Raw genomic sequence first — 19,405 nt, 5'->3', positions numbered from 1 at the left:
GCTACGGGCTGTGGGCTACGCGGAGGGCGCGAAGAACGCGGCGATGGCCGCGGAGAGCGCGGCCGGGTCGTCGACGTGGCAGAGCTCGCGGGCCGAGTGCATCGACAGCAGGGCGATGCCCACGTCGACGGTGCGAATTCCGAGCCGGGTCGCGGTGAGCGGCCCGATGGTCGATCCGCAGGGAACCGAGTTGTTCGAGACGAACTCCTGGTACGCGACGCCCGCGTCGGCGCACGCCGTCGCCCAGAGGGCCGCGCCGTGCGCGTCGGTGGCGTAGCGCTGATTGCCGTTGATCTTCAGCAGCGGCCCGCCGCCCGCGATGGGACGGTTGGCGGGGTCGTGCTTCTCCGGGTAGTTCGGATGCACGGAATGCCCGGCATCGGCCGACACACACCACGAACCGGCGTAAGCCTGAAGCCGTTGCCCGCTGGTGGCTCCGAGCCCGCCCGAGATACGGGTGAGGATGTCGTCGAGCAGCGGCCCGCTCGCCCCCGACCGCGACTCAGAGCCGAGCTCCTCATGGTCGAACGCCGCCAGCACGGTGATGTGCCTGGCCGCCCCCGCGCCGCCCGCCGCCCCAGCGCCGCCCGCCGGTCCCGCGCTTGCCGCGGTGCGCGCAGCAGTACCACCGCGCGCACCCGCCACCGCGATCAGCGCCCGCAGCCCCGCGTAGACCGACGAGAGGTTGTCCATGCGCCCAGCCGCAAACAGCTGGCCGCCGAGCCCGAACCGGGCCGGCGCCGCGGTATCGGCGGTGAGAATGTCATACCCCGCAATGTCGGCGCCAGTCACAGCAGCACCGGCTAGCCCTCCGCCCGCACCCGCGGCCGTGAACGCGCCACCAGCACCGCCAGCACCAGCACCAGCACCAGCACCAGCACCAGCACCAGGCTTCCGCCCCTTCCCCTTGGCGGGCACAGCCGCCTCCACCAGCCCCGCGAGGTGGTCGAGCAGGTCGGCCTGCGACACGTCGCCGACACCGAAGACCGGGCTGGTGTGCCGCTGCCGGTCGAGCGTGAGGCCGCTGTTGGCCTCGCGGTCGAGGTGGATGGCCAGCTGCGGTATGCGCATGAACGGCCCCGTTCGCACGAGGTGTTCGCGGCCGTCACGGGTCACGATGCGCCCCGCCAGCTCGAGTTCGCGGTCGAGCCAGGAGTTCAGCAGCGGGCCGCCGTAGATCTCCACGCCCGCCTGCAGCCAGCCGTTCGACCCGATGGTCGGCTTGGGCTTCAGCTTGAAACCGGGCGAGTCGGTGTGCGCCCCGAGGATACGGAACGGCGTCGTCGGCCCGGCGCCCTCGGGCAGCGCCCACGCGATGATGGCGCCGTCGCGCACCACGAAGAACGTTCGCGGCGGCTCCTCTGACGCACCAGCCGCAGCCGCAACGCGCCGACCCCGCCCCGGGGCGCCCGCGGTACCCCAGTCTGCCTGCTCGTCGAGCCGCACGAACCCGGCCGCTTCGAGCTGCCGAGCCGCCTCGGCGACGGCGTGGTACGACGACGGTGAGGCGGTGATGTAGTCGGCGAAGTCGGCGATGTAGTCGGGTGCGGCATCCATGCCCCCAGTCAACCACTCCCCACTGACGCGCAGGCCACCAGCGCCGCACCGCACAGGCCTCACTGCTCGAGCAGCGCCAACCCCGCAGACACCGGATGACCGCCCTGCACCGCCCGCGTCACGAACTGCTCGAGCGTCACACCGTCTTGCGTGGCCGAACCGAAAAGGTCGCCCGTCGCGAGCAGGCCCGGCGTCTCGCCGTGCGCGTCGGCTCCGTAGTTCGTCACGAACACCGTCGCCCCCACGTCGCTGGCAGTGAGGGTGCGCAGAGCCGATTTGAGCTGAAAGTTCCAGTCGGCCCCCGCCTGGGGCGAGTAGTAGCCGTCGTCGAGTTCGGCCGAGAATGCCGCAGATGAGCGGTCGAGCAGGGTCTGTGAGAGGAGGGTGGTGAGCCGACTGCCGAACAGGCCGGTGTTGTAGACGGTGGCCGCGGTCAACGGCGACCGGGTGGGCGAGAACCCGAACCGGTGCTCGAAGTTCGCCTGCCACACCCCGTCGATGACGATCGGAAACGATGACGCCTCGATGAAACTGCTGTCGGAGTATTCGGTGAGCGGCTGGGTGCGGTAGTGCGCCCCAACGTCTCCCAGCCAGATGGCCGAGCTCAGCCCGCCGGTGCCCGTTCCGGCCACCATCACGGTGTCGGGAGACGGAACATTCGCGTACACCCAGTCGAGGGCGGCACGCGTGTTCGCGTAGCCGTTGAACACCGAGGTGGCCGCCTGGCCGCCCTTTGAGACGGTCGACGTGGTCGTGTCGCCCACGCCGAGGTCGCCCGTCGTGGTGGGGATCACGACCGTGGTGTACCCGGCGAACGGGTTCTGGTCGCTCGCGCTCAGCAGCCCGCCGAACGTGTTGACCTCGTAGAACGGCAGGTGGTCGCTGTAGAAGTTGTCGCCGCCGAAGATGGTGGTCGCGAGGCTCACCGGCTGAACGGCCGTCTCTGCGGTGAAGTTCAGCCCGCCGTCGCCGAAGAACACCATGAGGCCTTTGCCCGTGCCCGGTTTCACGAAGATGTTGTACGCCGAGCCGTCGCCGTTCCGGGCCGGGCTGCCGAGCGTGACGCTGCTCCACGCGCCCGCGTGCGCCTCCGACAGCGAGGAGACAGAGGGGGCCCGCTTCAGCACCACGGCGCCCGTGACGACCACTGCGAGCACCACGACCAGCACCGCGCCGACGACGATGAACGGCCAGCGACGGCGTCGACGCTGACGGGGAGGGGGCGCGGGTGTCACCGGTTCATCATGCCATGCCGCCCGGCCCTCACGCCGCGCGCAGGTGGTCGAAGCGGCGCAGAATCAGGCCTTCACGCAGCGCCCACGGGCAGATCTGCACGGCGTCGATTTTCAGTGCGCTCATCGCCTCCTCTGCCACGAGCGCAGCGGCGAGCAGCTGCTTGGCACGAACATCCGAAACCCCCGGCAGCTCGGCACGGTCGGCGGCCGACATCGCGGCGAGCCGGCTCGACCAGAGCGTGAGGTCGTGCAGCCGCAGTTCGCGTTTCACGTACAGCCCGGCCGCCCGCGGTGCAGCACCCGTGATGCGCGCCAGCGACCGGAACGATTTCGACGTACCGGCCACCACATTCGCGCTCTCGCGCGCCGAGAACGCGGTGATCGAGTCTTCGAGTGTGGCCCTGATGTACTTTCGCAGCGCCTTCACACTCTTCGCCGTGGGCGGGTCTGCCTCGAGGTGATCCCATGTGAGGCGCCCGGCACCGAGCGGCACCGATGCTGCCAGCTCCGGATGCTCGTCGGCACCCATGGCGAGCTCGAACGATCCACCGCCGATGTCGAGGTTGAGGATGGTGCCCGCGCCCCAGCCGTACCAGCGCCGCACGGCGAGAAAGGTCGAAGCGGCTTCGTCGTCGCCGCTCAACTCTTCGAGCCGGATTCCGGTCTCGGCAAGCACCCGGGCGAGCACAGCCGACCCGTTGGCCGACTCACGGATGGCCGAAGTGGCGAAGGCGAGCAGGTCTTCGGCGTTGTTCGTGCGCGCGAACTGGGCCGCCTCGGTGATGAAGTCGATCAACTCACGCTGCCCGGCCTCGGTGATCGCACCCTTCTGATCGAGGTACGCCACCAGCTGCAGCGCCCGTTTGAACGACCCGAACGGAATGGGGCGGGCACCGGGGTGCGCGTCGACGAGAAGCAGGTGAACCGTGTTCGAGCCGATATCGAGAACGCCAAGTCGCATGTGTCGAACCTATCGTGCCGGGTGCCCTCTGAATTTGAGGCGACCCCTCATTTCGGTGTACTGTCGACAAACGACAGTCTTCGTTAGCGCACGATGCCCTTCGCCAACGAGTCACAGAGCTAGGAGCCCCTATGACCACAACCGCCCCCCTGACGGATTCGGTTGACAAGATGCCCGGCTCGCCGAGCGAGCGTGTGCTTCGAACCCACCTCCCCCAGCGCGAGGCGGCCCCCGGGGTCTCGGTGCGGGCGGCCGACCTGTCTCTGCGGCTCGACGGCGGCGGCAACGGGTTGCTCGACACCACCCACTTCGACACTGTCCGCTTTCCGCCGCCACCGTGGGTCGCGGCCGACATGGCAGCCGCCATCGACAACGGAGCCTGGGCGTATTCTCCGTACCGCGGTGACCCGACGGTGCTCGAGGCACTGTCGGCACCCATCAGCGCATTTCTGGGATCGCCTGTGGCCTCGAGCAACCTCGCCCTGACACCCGGCACCCAGGGGGCACTATTCACCACGCTCGCCGCCCTGGTGAACGAGGGCGACCTCGTGCTGCTCGCCGACCCCGACTACCTGTTCTGCGAACGCATCCTCGCGTTCCTCGGCGCGCGCGTCGAGCGGGTGCCGCTGGTCTTCGCCTCAGCCGAGCCGAGCCTCGACCTCGACGTGCTCGAAGAACTCATTCTGCAGAAACCGAAGCTGCTGCTCTTCTCCCACCCCAACAACCCCACCGGTGCGGTGTACTCCGAAGCGATGATCGCCCGCGTGGCCGAGCTCGCGGTCGAAGGCGACTTTCTGGTCATGGTCGACGAGCTCTACAGCCGGCTCGTCTACGAAGACACTCCCTTTCACCACCTGCGCGTGCAGCCGGGCATGGCCGAACGCTCGATCACGCTGCTCGGGCCGTCGAAGACCGAGTCGATGAGCGGGTTTCGCATCGGGGTCATCGTGGCGCCCGACGCTGTCATCGACACGGTGGAGCAGTGCCTCGCCATGACGTCGCTGCGAGCTCCCGCGTACTCGCAGCACCTGCTGGCCCGCTGGCTCGTCGACGACCACGCGTTTCTCGCCGAACGCATCATCGAGCTCGAGAACCTGAAGAACCTGACGATCGAGAAGCTCAGCACCGTTGCGGGCCTCGTTCTGACGCCCCAGAAGGCAACGGCGTATCTCTTCGTCGACGTGACGGCGTTCGGCGCGACCGATGTCGAGATCGCAGCGGCCCTGCAGCGCGAGGCGCAGGTGATCGTGTCGCCCGGCTACCAGTTCGGGGCCCGCGGCACCGGCCACTTTCGTATCTGCTACGCCCGCGACGAAGCCGAGTGGGAGGCCGCTCTCGACCTCATGGTCACCTGCCTCGGGGCGTTCGCGGCCCGCGCCGGAATCACGTCGTGAGCGCGCCCCAGGCGGCGGGGTCGTACTCCGTCGCCCGCGCGCTGGGGGAGCTGGTCTTCACCGCCGGCATGACCCCGCGCCGCGACGGAGCCCTGGTGACGACCGGACTTCTCGGTGCAGGCATCGGCGACGACGAGGGGCGCCAGCTCACCGCGCTGGCAACGGTTCGGGCGCTCGACGCGGCGGCGAGCATCCTGAGCCCGGGCGAGACGATCGCCGAGGTGCTCTCGCTGACGGTCTATGTGGCGAGCACGCCCGAGTTCACGCGGCACAGCCACATCGCCGATGCCGCGAGCGCCGTCGTGGGCGACCGGATGCCCGGCACCGAGCTGCCCGTTCGGGCCACCGTGGGGGTCGCCTCACTGCCCGGCGGCGCCCCTGTCGAGGTGCAGCTGATTGCGCGGCGTGTGGTCGAGCCGAGCGCTGCCCGCTAGAGCGACGCCGTTCCGGCAGAAGCTCTGCAGCTCAACGCCCGCCGAGCGCGGCTCAGTAGCCCCGCTCGCTCACGAAGAGGTTCTTCAATGGCTCGCCGGCCCGCCAGCGCCTCAGGTTGTCGATGAACAGCGCTGTGAGCGTCTCGTTCTCTGAGGCGAGGGTCGAGGCGGAGTGCGGCGACAACATCACGTTCTCGAGTTGCCAGAGCGGTGAGTCGTCGGCGAGGGGTTCGTGGTTGACGACGTCGAGGGCCGCCCCGAGCAGCTTTTTGCTTTGGAGCGCATCGATGAGGGCCTGCTCGTCGATGACCTGGCCCCGCGAGATGTTCACCACGATGGCGCCGTCGGGCAGCAGCGCGATCTGGTCGCGGCCGATCAGCCCCTCGGTCTCGGGCGTCAGGGCCGTGCAGAGAATCAGGATGTCGGTGCGCGGCAGTACCTCGGCGAGGCGGCCGATATCGCTCTGCTCGACACCCGCCGGCAGCTCGTACGACCCGCCGACCCGGCCGATGCCGGTGACCCGCGCACCGAGGGCGTTGAACACCGCGATGACGTTGCCGCCCATGCCCCCGATGCCGAGAACCGAGACCCGCATCCCCGCCAGCTGCCGGGTCGTGTACCGCCGCCATTCGCGGCGGCGCTGCTGGTTCTTCAGGTGCGGAACACCCTTCACGAAGTGCAGCGCCCCCGTGAGGGCGAACTCCGCGAGCGGAATGGCGTGCACGCCGGCCGCAGTGGTCGCTGTCAGCCCCGTGGAGTCGAGGCCGGTGCGCTTCATGAAGGCACCGATGCCGGCACTCGTGGCCTGCACCCATTTCAGCCGGGGAGCATTCACCGGCAGCGCCGCGGGGTCGCGCCAGTCGAAGTCGAATGCCACGTCGGCCTGGGCGAGCAGGTCGAGCCAGCGCTTCTCGTCGTCGGCGCCCAGTTGGAGCGCGACACCGGTGTGGTCGGAGGCATACCGCGGCACGGGCACCAGTTGGGGGGCGTAGAGCACCTCGACGTCGGGCTCCGCTCTGATCAGGTCGACCAGGGCAGGCTCGAGGTAGGTGGAGATGAGAACCTTCGTGGTCATGAGCGGGCCCTGGAGGGGAGAGCCGCCAGCACGGCGTCGGTCAGTGCGGGCGCGGCGTCGGCATCCTGAACCTCGAGACGGAACGCGCTCCGCGGGCCGGTGACGATGGGCACCAGGCCCGGCCCGTGCCCCGGCAGCGGAGAGCCGCCGTGGCAGATGATTCCGAAGGTGACCCAGTCGCGCCGGTAGCCCATGTTGTGGCGCACATCGAGGTGTTCAATGGCCCAGAGTTCGCCGAGGCGCATGGTTCGGCCTCCGAGGTCGGGTGAGTCGGCGACCACGGCCAGGTCGACATCCCACATCTGCGCGGGGCGCCCGATGCCGTTGCCACAGACCTTGCTCGGCAGCACCCCCGCGACCGCGACCGTGACCGACACGGCATCTGAAGCGACCGCACCAGCACCGGTATCGGCATCGTCGTCACCAGCACCGGTAACCGCGAACGGCAGCAGCGCGAACAGCTCGGGGTCGACGTTCAGCACCGCGACACCCTGCGGCACACCGTCGGGAACGAAGCCCTGGCCCACCGCACGCACGCTCAGTTGATCGCCCGGCAGCAGCTTCGCCATGGCGTCGTCGTCGAGCAGCGCGATCACCCGCCCGCTCTCGCCGCGCTTGCCGGTCACCCGCCCGATGCTGCCGGCGGCGAGCCCCGACCGCACGATCACCTCGTTGCCGATGCAGGCGAAGGCTGTGAGGGCGAACCGGGCACCGGCATCCGGATGCACCAGCGTGACCCCTGGGGCCACATGGTCTCCATCGGTGGCGAACACCGAATCACCCAGCCGCACGCCCTGCACGATGCCGCCGTCGCCGATGGGCACGTAGGGGTGCCCGTCGCGATCGATGCGGTACGCCACCATCGGCGTGAGTGCGGCGTGCTCGGCGATGCCCAGCAGATTGTTCGCGACGAGGTCAGGCATGGGTGCGCTCCGGGTTCGAGGTGGGGTGTGAGGTGGCGGCAGCAGTGGCGGCAGCAGCAGCGCCCGGCACGAAGTGTGCGGCAGCGGCCGGCGACAGCGCGTTGGCCAGGTTGGCCGAGTCGCTCTCGGTGACGGTGAAGGCCGACGCGGGCCCCGACAGCAGAGTCGAGGGGCCTGGGCCGTGCCCGAACAACCGGCACTCCCCCGTGGAGATGAGGCCCACCGTCACCCAGCCGGGCCGGTAGCCGCGGCCGTACGAGTGGTCTTGGTCTTCGAGCAGCACGAGGTCGCCGATGCGCAGCGTCTCGAGCCCCAGCGACAGGTCTTCTGAGAGCCCCGGGTACGCACCCATCAGGTCGGTGTTGGCGAACTCCGACAGCATTCCGCCGCCGGCGCCGGCCGCCTCTGCGGGCACGCGCCGGGCCACCTCGACCGCCAGCGTGCCGTCGGGCGCGGTACTGAACGGCAGGCGGTCGACCAGCGCCGGGTCGAGGTTCTTGACCCGCACGTCGGGGTGATCGAGAAACCGCAGCCCCTGGCCCACGGCGTCGACGCTCACGCGGTCACCCGTCGTGACGAGGCTGAGCACGTCGTCGGCGAAGTCGGCGAGCACGTACGCGTGCTGCCCGAGCACTGTTCCGGTGGCGCCCGTCGCCGGGCCCGACCGCACGGTCACCCGGTTGCCCACGCAGCTCAGAAACTGCAGCGCGGCGTTCGCCCCTTCGTTGGCGTGCCTAATCGACAGCCCCGGTTCGAGGTGGTCGCTGGCATACCCTGTGGCGGCCTGGCCGATGTGCGCGGCCATGCTCACCCCGCCCATGCCGGGCAGCAGAAACGGATGCCCGTCGGCATCGACCCGGTAGCCGTGCCGGTCGGCCAGCGGAGGCCACACCTCGCCGGTCAGGGTCTGGGTGACGAGCCGGTCGGCGTTGGTCGCGAGGGGCATCAGGCGTTTCCTTTCGAGACCGGGGCGGTGCCCAGCGAGAAACCGCGCACCCGGATGGCCGGCGACGAAGCCGAGCCGTTGAAGACGTTCATGAGCGGTTGGCTGAGCGAATCGGTGCCCACGCCGTCGACGCGGGCCAGGGCATCCAGAACACTCATCGTGAACCGCATCGACTCGACCGGGTAGGCGATGCGCCCGTTCTCGATCATGAAGCAGGCGTCGCGGGTGACGCCGGTGATGGTGGTGTTCACCGGATCGACCGTGCGGGTGTACCAGAACCGCTGCAGGTACACGCCGTTCTCGATGCCGGCGATGAGGTCGTCTTCGGTGGAGTCGGATGCCCGCAGCACGACGTTCATGGGAATGGCGTGCGGAGCCTCTTCGCGGGCGATGTGGAAGTTGCCGGTCGACTCGGAGCCCAGCGCGAACGCGGTCTCGCGGTCGGTGACCACCGACTGGGCGCGCCCGTTCGAGATCATCGGCACGTCACGCTTCGAGGTGCCCTGAAAGTCGAACGGAAACGGCAGGCCGATGTCGGCCGTCGCATCGTCGTGCACCGAGACCAGGGGAGAGGCGACCTGTTCGCCGCCGCGGGTGGCCACGGTACCGAAGCCGGCCCCGAGGGCAGACCCGGTGAACCCGAAGGCACCGAAGAAGTCGAGCAGCTCACCGGCGGCCAGCGGGCCGAGCACGACGTCGTATCTGCCGGGCTCGAGTTTCGCGCGGCCCCGGGTACGAGAGGCCTGAGAAAGCGTTCGGTCGATCGCGGCGTCAGCGCCGAGCCGGTCTGAGAAGCGGGTGAGGTCTTTCCAGTGCGACGACCCATCGTCGATGCGCACAGTCAACGAGCCCTGCGCCTCTGACGCGAAGGCGTGCCGGGAGAGGTGCGCCTCCCGATCGTGGAACGCCACCTCGGTCACCGCTCGGCCGAACATGCCGGCCGCCACACCGCCGAGGGCCTGGGCTTCGTTCATCGCGCGGTCGGCCAGGCGAGCGTGCTCACCGACCGACCATGCAGCGGTGTCTTCTCCCCACAGGATGCCCGAGTCGAACGAGCTCGCACCGAGATCGGCCCCAGGGTCGGCCAACGGCGTCTGCCGGGGAGCCGGCGTCACCTTGTCTGCCGCCTGCTGCGCTGCGGCGGCGCAGCTGCGGTCGACGGCGGCCCGCAGCGCACCGAACGAACTGGCCGCGGCACGCGATACCCGGCCGTCGACCTCGGCGCGCACCATGATCTGCACCTCGTCAATGGCCTGGCTCTGGTGGATGCGCTGGCCGGCGAACCGGGTGAAGTCGCCTCGCCGGGAGGTGATGAACGCCTCGATGCGGTCGGCCGGTGCCGATTCGAGTGCCTCTTCGAGTGCGCTCGTCGCGCGGTCGCCACCGAACGCGGGGGCGAAGATGTCGTTGGCCGTGTCTGTCATCTGTCCACTCCGATTCGAACGTTGCGCACCAGCGTGGGCGATGCCCCGTGGCCGAGAAAACCCCACTGCTTCGGTTCACCCTTGCCACAGGGCATGCCGAAAGCCTTGAACTCCGACGGGCCGGCCACGGCTTCGACCGAGTTCCAGAACTCGACAGTCGTACCACCGTAGGAGAAGCCGCGGTGCAGTTGGCCGCGCCGACCGTTCTTCACCTCGTACGCCACCTCGGTGCCGAACTGAAAGTTGTGGCGCCGTTCGTCGATCGACCAGCTGCGGTTGTCGTCGACGTAGAACCCGTCGCCGAGCCGCTCTTCGAGCTCGGCCGTCGTACCCTCGCCGGGCTCGAGAAAGACGTTCGTCGCGAAGCAGACCGGCAGGTAGCCCCAGCCGTCAGAGCGCGCCGCACCCGTCGTCTCTGCACCGATGCGCGCCGCCGAGTCACGGGTCGAGAGAAAGTTCGTGATCACTCCCCGCGAAATGAGCGGCTGCCGGGAGGCCGGCACCCCTTCATCGTCGAAACCGAAGGAGCCTCGAGTGCCGGGCACCGTCGGGTCGGAGGTGATGTTCACTGCCTCTGATCCGTACTGCAGGGTTCCCACCGCGTCGGCCGTGATGAACGACGTGCCGGCGTAGTTCGCCTCGTCGCCCAGAATGCGGTCGAGCTCGAGGGCATGACCGGTCGATTCATGGATCTGCAGGGCCATCTGCGCCGGCCCGATGATGAAGTCGGCGTAGCCCGCCGGGGCGAGCGGGGCGGTCAGCAGTTCGACCGCCTCCCGGCCGATGCGGTCGGCCTCGGCGACCATGTCGAGGCCCTCGACGTACTCCCAGCCGGCCTGAGCAGTGTTGCCGTGGAACGAGTTCGGAAACGAGCGCCGCTGCATCGTGCCGTTACCGACCGCATTCACGAGCGCCATGGCACCGCTCTCGATGAAGTGCTGGTGCTGCACCGACCCCTCAGTGTTGGCGAAGTGCCGGTGCTGGCGTTTCGCGTTCAGGCCGGCCTGCGCCATCACGATCTCGACTGGCGCGCTGGCCGCCGCCAGAATCTGCCCGAGCAGCTCGTAGCGCTCTGAGGCAGCCACCGCGAACGGGTCGGTCTCGACCGGGCTGAGGTAGCTGCCGCTCGCTGCCGGCAGGGGCGGCAATTCGGTGCGGTACGCGTTCGCCACCGAACCCGCAGCCCGCGCGTTGCTGAGCGCCCGTTCGGCTGCCAAGGTGATGTCGGCCGTGCTCGAAACCGGTACAGAGGCGAACCCCCAGCTGCCGTCGACGAGCACCCGGATGCCCACGCCCAGGTTGTTCTCGATTCGCTCATCGAGCCCGGCATCGAGTGTGGTGTAGAGCCGCAGTTCTTCGGCCTCGATGAGGCGAACGTCGGCGTAACTCACACCCCGGGCATCCAGGGCCGCCAGGGCGAACTGCAGCAGTTCGGCCGCCGCAGCGTCGTTCGCCAGATCGCCCCAGTGATGCGCCGCGTGGCCGACGCTCGGCCGCGCCAGAGTGCGCTCGGCGCTCATGAGCGAGCGAGTTCGAGGTTCTCGGCACCGTCGCCGGCGGCAGCACCCTCGACAACAGCGGCCTCGACGGCCAGTGGGAAGTCGCACCACGCACGCGTGCGGAACGACTTCTCGAAGGCGTTGATGGTCTCCTGCACCAGCGCGCCCTGGTCGAAGTTGCCCTGGTTGAAGTCGTCGCCGCTCAGAATCTCGGTGGCGAAGTCTTTGACCAGGTTCGAGTAGAAGAGGAACGGCCACTGCTCGGTCGACACGCCGCCCTCAGGAAAGAACTCCTGCGGAATCTCGAGTTCGACGAACTCGACCGAATCCTTCTTGGCCACCTTGATGGTCTGGCAGATGCCAGCCTCTTCGACCAGGCGCACGATGATCGCACCCTCGGAGCCGTAGATGCGCGCCTCGATGCCGGGGTAGTTGCCCACCGTGACGTACGACGACTGAATCGACGCGAGCCGGTTCTTCTCGAATTCGGCGATCCACATGTCGCCGTCGTCGATGTTCATCGCCTGCATCTTGCCGGTGTCGCGCACCATGCGCTCTGGCACGAAGTTGCGCATGGTTCCGACGACACTCGTCATCGGGGCATCCACCCACCAGTGCATGATGTCGATGATCGGTGCGCCATAGCCTTCGATCGACGAGACGGCGATGCGGTCGGGCGAAGCCTCGAGGTCGACCTGGCGAAGCGGGGTCTGCGGGTCGATCCACTGGCTGTTCTGCTCGTAGCCGTTGAACATGTACGGCTCGCCGATGTACCCAGTGTCGATGAGGTGCTTGGCGAACTGGATGGCCGGGGCGAACCTGAAGGTGAAGCCGAGCTTGGTCTTCACACCCATCTCGGCGGCCAGGGCGGCGGCGCGGCGCGTTTCGAGGTAGTCGCTGTTGACGGGCTTCTCACAGAGCACGTGCTTGCCGGCGGCGATGGCCGCCATCGAGATCTCGAAGTGCATGTGGTTGCCGGTGGCAACGTCGATGACGTCGATGTCGGGGTCGTTGATCAACTCGCGGTAGTCGGTCACGGCGCGGGCGATGCCGAACTCCTCGGCGGCCGCGGCCAGGGCTTCTTCGTTGATCTCGGCGAGCGCGACCACCTCCACGCGCGGGTCGCGCTGCCAGCCGGGGATGTGCGAACGTACGGCCCAGCGGCCAGCGCCGATGACGGCCACGCGAAGTTTGGGTGTGTTCATGGGTGAATCTCCTTAGGTGGGGTGCGTCAGCTGTTCAGCCGCACGCGCGGATCGATCACGGAGTACAGAAGGTCGACGATGAAGTTCACGACCACGATGAAGATCGCGGCGAAGAGCACTGTGCCCACGATCATCGGGGTGTCGAGGTTCGAGATGGCGTCGAAAGCGAGCCGGCCGATGCCGTTCAGGCCGAAGACCGTCTCGACGATCACCACGCCGCCCAGAAAGTAGCCGAAGTCGAGGCCGATCATGGTGAGCAACGGAATAGCGATGTGCCTGAAGCTGTGTCGCCAGAGAATGACGCGTTCGGGCATCCCCTTCGCCCGCGCCATGCGTACGAACGGCGAGTCGAGGGTCTCGATCATGTTCGTGCGGGTCATGCGGGCGTACCACGCACCACCGCCGGCACCGAGGGTGAAGGTGGGCAGTACGAGGTACCAGAACACCGGGCTACCGAGTCCGTTCAGCGGAAACAGGCCCCAGGTGAACGCGAAGTAGTAGATGAGCAGCAGCCCCAGCCAGAACGGCGGAGCCGAGAGCCCGATCAGCGAGAGAAAGGTGATCAGCCGGTCGACCCAGCTGCCACGGCGGTATGCGGCGAAGATGCCGGCGGGCACCCCGAGGATGATCTGCCACAGGATTCCGCCGACCGCCACCATCAGCGTGGTCGGCAGCGCCGCGACGATTCGCCCGAAGACCGGTGTCTCGCGCAGCACATACGATGTGCCGAGGTCGCCGGTGAGCAGGCGGCCGATGAAGCCGAAGTACTGCTGCCAGAGGGGGTTGTCGAGCCCGAGCTGCGCGTGGATCGACGCGATCGTCGCCGCGCTCGCATTCGGGCCGGCCAGGGTCGACGCAGGGTCGGCCGGCACGGCATAGACCAACAGAAAGGCCAGGCTGACGACGCCGAACAGAACGATCAGCATCTGCCCGAGCCGTCGCAGAATCCACCAGATCATGCCGTCACCTCGCCAGCGGGGTCTGGGAGTTCAACATGTCAGAGAGCCAGTCGCCCACCAGGTTGAACGCCATCACGGTCAGAATGAGGCAGATGCCAGGAATGAAGAGCATCCACGGGGCGATCTGAAAGTACGTACTGCCGTCGGAGATCATCTGGCCCCACGAGGGTTGCGGTATGGGAACCCCGATGCCGAGAAACGACAGCGCGCTCTCGATCAGAATGCTCGAGGCCACACCGAGCGTCGTGTACACGATGATGGCCGGCACCAGGTGCGGCAGAATGTGCCGCCACATGATCGAGCGGTGCGAGAGCCCGAGCGTCTGCGAGGCCACCACGAACTCGCGCTCCTTCAACGACACCACCATGCTCCGGATGATGCGGGCGAGCGTCGTCCAGTAGATGAGTGCGATCACGATGATGACGTTGAACGTGCTGCGCGTGGTCACGGCAATCAGCGCAGTGCACAGCAGCAGGATCGGAAACGAAATGACCACGTCGGTGATTCTCATCAGAATGGCCTCGACCACGCCGCCGAAGTACCCGGCCACGATGCCGACCAGAACTCCGAAAGCCGTGGCGAGCCCGTTGGCCACGATGCCGATCACGAGCGAGACCTGCGCGCCGTAGATGAGGCGAGAGAGCACGTCGCGCCCGAGCGCGTCGGTGCCGAGCAGAAAGCCGGGGGTTCCGGGCGGCAGCGGCTGGCCCTGCGGGCCGAGCCCGATGTCGGGAAACGTCTGCAGGGGGTCGTGCGGCGAGAGCAGCGGGGCGGCGAGAGCGATCACAGCGAGCGCGAGCAGAACCACGATCGAAGCGAGGGCCGCAGGGTCTTTCTTCAGGCTGCGCAGCACTTCGCGGGCTCGCACCGGCTTGTCACCGAGGGCGAGCGGGTCGACGGCCGCCGCGGCGGGAACTGCCTCGCTCATGCTTCTGCCACCACCAATTCGGGTTCGGCGAAGTGGCAGGCCGCGAGCTGGCCCGACGACGTCACCCGGCGGGCGGGGGCGGTCGTTCGGCAGATCTCCTGGGCCAGCGGGCAGCGCGGGTGAAAGCTGCAGCCCGTCGGCGGGTTGGTCGAACTCGGCGGCTCACCCGTCAGCCGCACCCGCGGCAACCGAACCGTTCGGTCGATGACCACGGGTTCGGGCACAGCCGAGAGCAGGGCACGCGTGTACGGGTGCTGGGGGCGCTCGAAGATCTCGTCACGGGTGCCGAGCTCGACGATCTTGCCGAGGTACATGATGCCCACGTAGTCGGCCATGAACCGCAGCGTCGAAAGGTCGTGCGAGATGAAGAGGTACGCGAGCCCCAGGTCTTCCTGCAGGTCCTTCAGCAGGTTCAGCACCTGCGCACGCACCGAGACGTCGAGTGCCGAGACGGCCTCGTCGCAGAGAATGAGGCGCGGGTCGACGCACAGCGCACGGGCGATCGACACCCGCTGGCGCTGGCCGCCCGAGAGCTCGCGCGGTCGCCGGGAGGCGAAGCTCTTCGACAGCCCTACCTTCTCGAGCAGCTGGTAGACCTCGTTCAACGGGCTGGCCGGCTTGTTCTTTCGCAGCTTGATCGCCTCGAGCAGCGTCTCTGACACCTTCATGCGTGGGTCGAGCGAGTCGTACGGGTCTTGAAAGATCATCTGCATTGTCTGGCGGTACTGAGCAAGTTCCCGGCCGCGCAGAGCCCCCACATCGGCGCCGTTCAGCCGCATCGACCCGCCAGAGGGCTTGTTGATGCCCATCAGCGTGCGGGCGATGGTGCTCTTGCCCGAGCCGGACTCCCCGGCGATGCCGAGCGTGGTTCCAGCCTCGAGCTGAAAACTCACCCCACGCACTGCCGGAACCGATGCCGCCCGTCGACCGGGGCCGGCCGAGCGCCGAAAGGTGACCTCGAGGTCGTCGACCTCCAAAAGAACGGTGCTCATGCTGCGGTCACCTCATCTGCCAGTTCGAAGGCTGCAGGTGCGGCCACTCCGCACGCCACCCTCTGGCCCGGGCTGGCGTTCGACGCGGGCACGAGAGCAGGGTCGAGGGTTCTGCAGGCATCGATCGCCAGAGCGCATCGAGGGGCGAAGGAGCATCCGGATGCCCGCTGACCCGCCAAGGGCGGGGCACCGCTGATCGGCTTCAGTCGCCGGGGGATGGGTTCGGAGAGCCGCAGAATGGAACTCAGCAGGGCCTTTGTGTAGGGATGCTGTGGGTCGCCCACGATCTGCTCGGCAGTGCCCTCTTCGACGATGCGGCCCGCGTACATGACCAGGATGCGGTCGCAGAAACTCGAGATGACGCCGAGATCGTGGCTGATCAGAATGACGCCGGTGTTCAGCTCGGTGGCCATGTGGTCGAGCAGGTCGAGAACCTGCGCCTGCACGGTCACGTCGAGGGCCGTAGTGGGCTCGTCGGCGATGATCAGCTTGGGCGAGCAGGCGGTGGCGATGGCGATGCACACGCGCTGGCGCATGCCGCCCGAGAACGCGCCCGGAAAGTCGCTCAGGCGCGACTCGGCATCGGGAATGCCTACGCGCTGCAACAGTTCGATGGCGCGGGTGCGGCTCTCGGCCTTCGACAAGCCGAGGTGCTTCTGCAACGATTCGGTGATCTGACGGCCGATACGCATCAGCGGGTTGAGGCTCGACATCGGGTCTTGAAAGACCATGGCGGTCTGTGAACCGCGCCACTTCTGCAGCTTCTTCGCGCTGAACGCCATCACGTCGGCGCCCTCGAACAGCACCGAGCCCGACGAGACCGTACCGGGTTCGGGCACGAGGCGCATGAGCGCCTGCGAGGTGAGTGACTTACCCGAACCGGATTCGCCGACAATGCCCACTCGCTCGCCGGCACTCACTGTGAACGAGACCGAATCGACGGCGTGGAACACACCGTCTGCAGCGGTCGGAAAGTCGACAACAAGATCGGAGACTTCGAGAAGAGCTGACATTGCGCTTCCTTTCGGGAGGGAGCGCCGTTGCCGATGGCAGGAGGGCCACCGGCAACGGCGCGGTTTCGTGGCGAGGCTGCGGCGCTGTGGCGCCGCTACGAGCGAGAGCTCGTACCGTCAGCCTTCCAGTACTCGGCCATGTCCCAGCCCCAGATCGGCTGCGGGAAGTAGTTGCCCACATTCGCACCGCGGATCTCGGTCTTGGTTCCGAAGTACAGGGGAACAACCGGGTTGTCGGCGAGCATGAGCTTCGACGCATCGGTGTACTTCGCGGTGGCCGTGGCCGGGTCGGTTGCGGCGAGCGCCTGCTGGACATCCGCATCCATCGCAGGGTTGCAGTAGTAGGCGAAGTTCTGGCCCTGGGGCACAGCCGTCGCACACGAGAGCAGCGCTTGGAGGAAGTCAGAGCCTTCGGGGTAGTCGGCAACCCAGAAGGTCAGCGCCAGCGGCGCCTTGCCCGAACCGGCCAGCTCAGAGAACGTGTTCGGTGCGAGAGTCTGAAGGTCGGCGTTGATGCCGATGGCCTTCAGATCTTGCTGCATCTGCGGCGCGAGTGCCGAGAAGGGTGCCACGTTCCAGGCGTAGAACTGCGTGTCGAAGCCATTCGGGTAGCCGGCTTCGGCCAGCAGCGACTTCGCCTTGGCCACGTTCTGATCCTGCGTCATGGTCTCGCCCGAGTTGCCGAGCACTCCCGGCGGAATGAACTCGGTCGCCGGCTTGCCCTGGCCATTGACCAGCTTCAGCAGGCCCGTGCGGTCGAAAGCGTACGAAACGGCCTCGCGAACCTTCGGATTGTTGAACGGAGGCGTGTTCATGTTCATCGTCAGGTAGTACGTGCTCGGCTTCTCGATCGTCACGATCTGGGCCTTGTACTTGGCGTCTGTGGTCACCTGAAGAAACTTCGCCGGCGGAATGGGGCTGCCCATCAGGTCGATGTCGCCCTTCTGCAGCATCAGCACCTGATTGTCGGGGTCGACACCGAGAATCATGTGCACGTGGTCGACGTACGGCCGCGGCGAATCCCAGTACTTCGGGTTGCGGTCGAGCATGACCTGCACGCCGGGCTCGAACTTCGCCAGCGTGAACGGGCCAGAACCAACAGGAGCGGTGCTGACGGTCGAACCGGTACCCGACGGGATGATCGAGCCGGCCGGCATCGCCAGCACGTACTTGAACGACGAGTTCGGTGCGGTCAAGGTGATAGCGAGGGTCAGATCGTCGACGACCACGATGCCGCTCGGCAGACCGGTCGGGTTCGCAGCGTACGCGTCAGCACCGGCGATGCCCTTCCAGAACTCGGCGAGCCCGGCCTTGGTGGCGGGGTCGAGAACGCGAGCGTACGAGTAGGCCACGTCTTTCGCGGTGACAGGGGCCCCGTTCGAGAAGGTCAGGCCCGACTTGAGCTTCATCGTGTACGTGAGGCCATCGGCGCTGACAGAGGGGAAGTCAGCTGCGGCCTGCAGCTTCAGGTTGCTCGTCGAACCGTCGTAGTCGTACAGGCGGTCGAACACCATGCGCATGATGTTCCAGCAGGTGGCTCCGGTACAGACGGCTGGGTCGAAGGTCTCCGGATCAGACGCAGCGGCGGTGGTCATTGTTCCGCCATAGAGGGCAGTGGCGGCGCTGGCCGAGCCTCCCCCCGCGGTGCTGGAGGTGCCGGAGGTGCCGGCTGCGGTGCAGGCTGTCAGTGCGATCGCCAGAGCTGCTCCCAGCAGCCCGACTCGCAAGCTTCGTTTCACGAATTACCCCTAATCTCTTGGAGTCGGACTCCTGAGGGAGCAAGCAACCGACTGATCTGAAGCGCTGTTGATTGAGCCACGCTAGCACAAATCTGCAGACTGTCGACAATCTACTACGCAGCAGATTTTGTCGGTAAGGTATTCGCATGGACACACTCTCCCGAGCTGGCCTCTCTGGCGCAGCAGTCAACGAGTTGCGCGAAGAGATACTCGAAGGGCGCCTCACCCAAGGCGAGCGGCTCAGCGAAGTGAGCCTCTCGACCACCCTCGGTGTCAGCCGGGCCCCCATCCGCGAAGCGCTGCTGCATCTTGAACAAGAGGGCCTCGTCGTCTCACTCCCTTACAAGGGCGCGTCAGTCGTCACGCTCTCCCAGCAAGACTTTCTCGAGCTCTCCACCCTGCGCATCTCACTCGAGAAGCTCGCTTGGGCGCGCGCCATGGAACGCGTCACCCCCGAGGCCATCACCGACCTCAACGCGATCATCGCCGACATGCAGTTCGCCGTGAAAAGCGATCAGAAGGCCAAACTCGTGCGCCTCGACCTCGACTTTCACGAGCGGGTCTTCATCATGGCTGACCACTCCCGCCTCTACACCGCCTGGACCGCCATCAAATGGCAGGTCGCTCTCTTCCTGCTGGCTCGACGGGTCAAAGTCGACGACTATCACAACATCATCGTCGAAGAGCATGCCGAACTCATCGAGGCCATCCTGAAGCGGCACGACCCCGCGTTCGAGCAGCTCATCGACGTGCACATCGGGTCGGGGTATGGGCGGCTCAGCACCATTGTTTGAGTCGTTTGAGTCGTTTGTCGTTGTTGCTTGACCTGCCGGAAAAGAATTTTGAGATTCTTTTCTGAGAGGGTCGATATGGGCCCTAAATGTTGAGTGAATGTCAGTGGTTGGTGGTTGACTTGGGTCATGAACGAATCGGCCATCACTTCTCCTGCTGCTGACGCGGCGAGCTTCGGCGAGCTGGTTGGTCTGCTGTCGTCGTGGTGTGGGGCTGCCGCGCCCTTCGGGCTTGCCGATGAAGCGTTGTTGTCACGGATCGCAGACGCAGAGAAGCTGGGCCGTCTTGTGGACGGGTTGCGTGTGCGGTTGGCTGGGGAGGTGGCTGAG

18 protein-coding genes are annotated in these 19,405 nt (G+C 67.2%); 4 read left to right on the top strand and 14 right to left on the bottom strand.

The features are described 5' to 3' along the window. Positions 1-15: 15 nt before the first annotated feature. The 3 genes from D4765_RS14585 to D4765_RS14575 are packed head-to-tail and all read right to left on the bottom strand — an operon-like array spanning position 16 to position 3,753. Entirely contained in the window at positions 16-1,557 is a 1,542-nt protein-coding gene (locus D4765_RS14585) for a M18 family aminopeptidase (protein WP_136643034.1), read from the bottom strand. Between the two features lie 59 nt (positions 1,558-1,616). Continuing rightward, positions 1,617-2,792, bottom strand: coding sequence for a hypothetical protein (locus tag D4765_RS14580; protein WP_136643033.1), 1,176 nt, complete (start codon positions 2,790-2,792; stop codon positions 1,617-1,619). Positions 2,793-2,820: 28 nt separating this feature from the next. Continuing rightward, positions 2,821-3,753 carry a Ppx/GppA family phosphatase gene (locus tag D4765_RS14575; RefSeq protein ID WP_136643032.1) on the bottom strand — a complete coding sequence of 311 codons (933 nt, stop codon included), beginning with the start codon at positions 3,751-3,753 and terminating at the stop codon, positions 2,821-2,823. Positions 3,754-3,884: 131 nt separating this feature from the next. On the opposite strand from D4765_RS14575, the gene D4765_RS14570 reads away from it, so the two are divergent. Together D4765_RS14570 and D4765_RS14565 are read left to right on the top strand one after the other, a co-directional pair. After that, complete coding sequence (locus D4765_RS14570; RefSeq protein ID WP_201799327.1) at positions 3,885-5,147, top strand: pyridoxal phosphate-dependent aminotransferase; 1,263 nt, start codon at positions 3,885-3,887, stop codon at positions 5,145-5,147. Further along, the gene (locus tag D4765_RS14565; RefSeq protein WP_136643031.1) at positions 5,144-5,581 is read left to right on the top strand and encodes a RidA family protein; all 438 of its coding nucleotides are present in this window, start codon (positions 5,144-5,146) and stop codon (positions 5,579-5,581) included. The genes D4765_RS14570 and D4765_RS14565 overlap by 4 nt, the downstream gene beginning before the upstream one ends. Before the next feature lie 52 nt (positions 5,582-5,633). Here D4765_RS14565 and D4765_RS14560 read toward each other — a convergent pair whose 3' ends face one another. From D4765_RS14560 to D4765_RS14510, 11 genes are all read right to left on the bottom strand, one after another. Further along, positions 5,634-6,656, bottom strand: a complete 1,023-nt coding sequence (locus D4765_RS14560; protein ID WP_136643030.1) for a D-2-hydroxyacid dehydrogenase — start codon at positions 6,654-6,656, stop codon at positions 5,634-5,636. After that, positions 6,653-7,579 carry a DUF4438 family protein gene (locus D4765_RS14555; RefSeq protein ID WP_136643029.1) on the bottom strand — a complete coding sequence of 309 codons (927 nt, stop codon included), beginning with the start codon at positions 7,577-7,579 and terminating at the stop codon, positions 6,653-6,655. The genes D4765_RS14560 and D4765_RS14555 overlap by 4 nt, the downstream gene beginning before the upstream one ends. Then, the gene (locus tag D4765_RS14550) at positions 7,572-8,525 is read right to left on the bottom strand and encodes a DUF4438 family protein (RefSeq protein WP_162849206.1); all 954 of its coding nucleotides are present in this window, start codon (positions 8,523-8,525) and stop codon (positions 7,572-7,574) included. The genes D4765_RS14555 and D4765_RS14550 overlap by 8 nt, the downstream gene beginning before the upstream one ends. Then, positions 8,525-9,949, bottom strand: a complete 1,425-nt coding sequence (locus D4765_RS14545; protein WP_136643027.1) for a TldD/PmbA family protein — start codon at positions 9,947-9,949, stop codon at positions 8,525-8,527. The genes D4765_RS14550 and D4765_RS14545 overlap by 1 nt, the downstream gene beginning before the upstream one ends. Then, positions 9,946-11,469, bottom strand: coding sequence for a TldD/PmbA family protein (locus tag D4765_RS14540; RefSeq protein ID WP_136643026.1), 1,524 nt, complete (start codon positions 11,467-11,469; stop codon positions 9,946-9,948). The genes D4765_RS14545 and D4765_RS14540 overlap by 4 nt, the downstream gene beginning before the upstream one ends. Next, positions 11,466-12,653 carry a Gfo/Idh/MocA family protein gene (locus tag D4765_RS14535; RefSeq protein ID WP_136643025.1) on the bottom strand — a complete coding sequence of 396 codons (1,188 nt, stop codon included), beginning with the start codon at positions 12,651-12,653 and terminating at the stop codon, positions 11,466-11,468. Before D4765_RS14535 ends, D4765_RS14540 begins: the two co-directional genes overlap by 4 nt. A 26-nt stretch (positions 12,654-12,679) precedes the next feature. Continuing rightward, positions 12,680-13,612 carry an ABC transporter permease gene (locus D4765_RS14530; RefSeq protein WP_136643024.1) on the bottom strand — a complete coding sequence of 311 codons (933 nt, stop codon included), beginning with the start codon at positions 13,610-13,612 and terminating at the stop codon, positions 12,680-12,682. A gap of 4 nt (positions 13,613-13,616) precedes the next feature. Further along, positions 13,617-14,540: an ABC transporter permease gene (locus D4765_RS14525; RefSeq protein ID WP_136643023.1), complete on the bottom strand. Its 924-nt coding sequence runs from the start codon at positions 14,538-14,540 to the stop codon at positions 13,617-13,619. Then, entirely contained in the window at positions 14,537-15,532 is a 996-nt protein-coding gene (locus D4765_RS14520) for an ABC transporter ATP-binding protein (RefSeq protein ID WP_136643022.1), read from the bottom strand. Before D4765_RS14520 ends, D4765_RS14525 begins: the two co-directional genes overlap by 4 nt. Then, positions 15,529-16,545: an ABC transporter ATP-binding protein gene (locus tag D4765_RS14515; protein WP_136643021.1), complete on the bottom strand. Its 1,017-nt coding sequence runs from the start codon at positions 16,543-16,545 to the stop codon at positions 15,529-15,531. Before D4765_RS14515 ends, D4765_RS14520 begins: the two co-directional genes overlap by 4 nt. 95 nt (positions 16,546-16,640) lie before the next feature. Further along, complete coding sequence (locus D4765_RS14510) at positions 16,641-18,284, bottom strand: ABC transporter substrate-binding protein (RefSeq protein WP_136643020.1); 1,644 nt, start codon at positions 18,282-18,284, stop codon at positions 16,641-16,643. A gap of 146 nt (positions 18,285-18,430) precedes the next feature. Between D4765_RS14510 and D4765_RS14505 the strand changes: the two genes are divergently transcribed. Both D4765_RS14505 and D4765_RS14500 read left to right on the top strand, forming a co-directional pair. Beyond that, positions 18,431-19,078: a GntR family transcriptional regulator gene (locus D4765_RS14505; protein WP_136643019.1), complete on the top strand. Its 648-nt coding sequence runs from the start codon at positions 18,431-18,433 to the stop codon at positions 19,076-19,078. Positions 19,079-19,204: 126 nt separating this feature from the next. Further along, positions 19,205-19,405: hypothetical protein (locus D4765_RS14500; RefSeq protein ID WP_136643018.1), on the top strand; the 201-nt coding region annotated here is incomplete at its 3' end.

The sequence above is a fragment of the Subtercola vilae genome (assembly GCF_004923255.1).
Lineage (GTDB): Bacteria > Actinomycetota > Actinomycetes > Actinomycetales > Microbacteriaceae > Subtercola > Subtercola vilae.
This window is presented reverse-complemented; position numbering and strand designations above follow the sequence as displayed.

What these genes read in the sequence shown, in the direction of transcription:
- D4765_RS14545 (WP_136643027.1), bottom strand. Translation starts at nt 9,949, where the DNA reads ATGACAGACACGGCCAACGACATCTTCGCCCCCGCGTTCGGTGGCGAC.
- D4765_RS14520 (WP_136643022.1), bottom strand. Translation starts at nt 15,532, where the DNA reads ATGAGCACCGTTCTTTTGGAGGTCGACGACCTCGAGGTCACCTTTCGG.
- D4765_RS14535 (WP_136643025.1), bottom strand. Translation starts at nt 12,653, where the DNA reads ATGAACACACCCAAACTTCGCGTGGCCGTCATCGGCGCTGGCCGCTGG.
- D4765_RS14505 (WP_136643019.1), top strand. Translation starts at nt 18,431, where the DNA reads ATGGACACACTCTCCCGAGCTGGCCTCTCTGGCGCAGCAGTCAACGAG.
- D4765_RS14515 (WP_136643021.1), bottom strand. Translation starts at nt 16,545, where the DNA reads ATGTCAGCTCTTCTCGAAGTCTCCGATCTTGTTGTCGACTTTCCGACC.
- D4765_RS14530 (WP_136643024.1), bottom strand. Translation starts at nt 13,612, where the DNA reads ATGATCTGGTGGATTCTGCGACGGCTCGGGCAGATGCTGATCGTTCTG.
- D4765_RS14570 (WP_201799327.1), top strand. Translation starts at nt 3,885, where the DNA reads ATGACCACAACCGCCCCCCTGACGGATTCGGTTGACAAGATGCCCGGC.
- D4765_RS14575 (WP_136643032.1), bottom strand. Translation starts at nt 3,753, where the DNA reads ATGCGACTTGGCGTTCTCGATATCGGCTCGAACACGGTTCACCTGCTT.
- D4765_RS14560 (WP_136643030.1), bottom strand. Translation starts at nt 6,656, where the DNA reads ATGACCACGAAGGTTCTCATCTCCACCTACCTCGAGCCTGCCCTGGTC.
- D4765_RS14540 (WP_136643026.1), bottom strand. Translation starts at nt 11,469, where the DNA reads ATGAGCGCCGAGCGCACTCTGGCGCGGCCGAGCGTCGGCCACGCGGCG.
- D4765_RS14585 (WP_136643034.1), bottom strand. Translation starts at nt 1,557, where the DNA reads ATGGATGCCGCACCCGACTACATCGCCGACTTCGCCGACTACATCACC.
- D4765_RS14525 (WP_136643023.1), bottom strand. Translation starts at nt 14,540, where the DNA reads ATGAGCGAGGCAGTTCCCGCCGCGGCGGCCGTCGACCCGCTCGCCCTC.
- D4765_RS14555 (WP_136643029.1), bottom strand. Translation starts at nt 7,579, where the DNA reads ATGCCTGACCTCGTCGCGAACAATCTGCTGGGCATCGCCGAGCACGCC.
- D4765_RS14550 (WP_162849206.1), bottom strand. Translation starts at nt 8,525, where the DNA reads ATGCCCCTCGCGACCAACGCCGACCGGCTCGTCACCCAGACCCTGACC.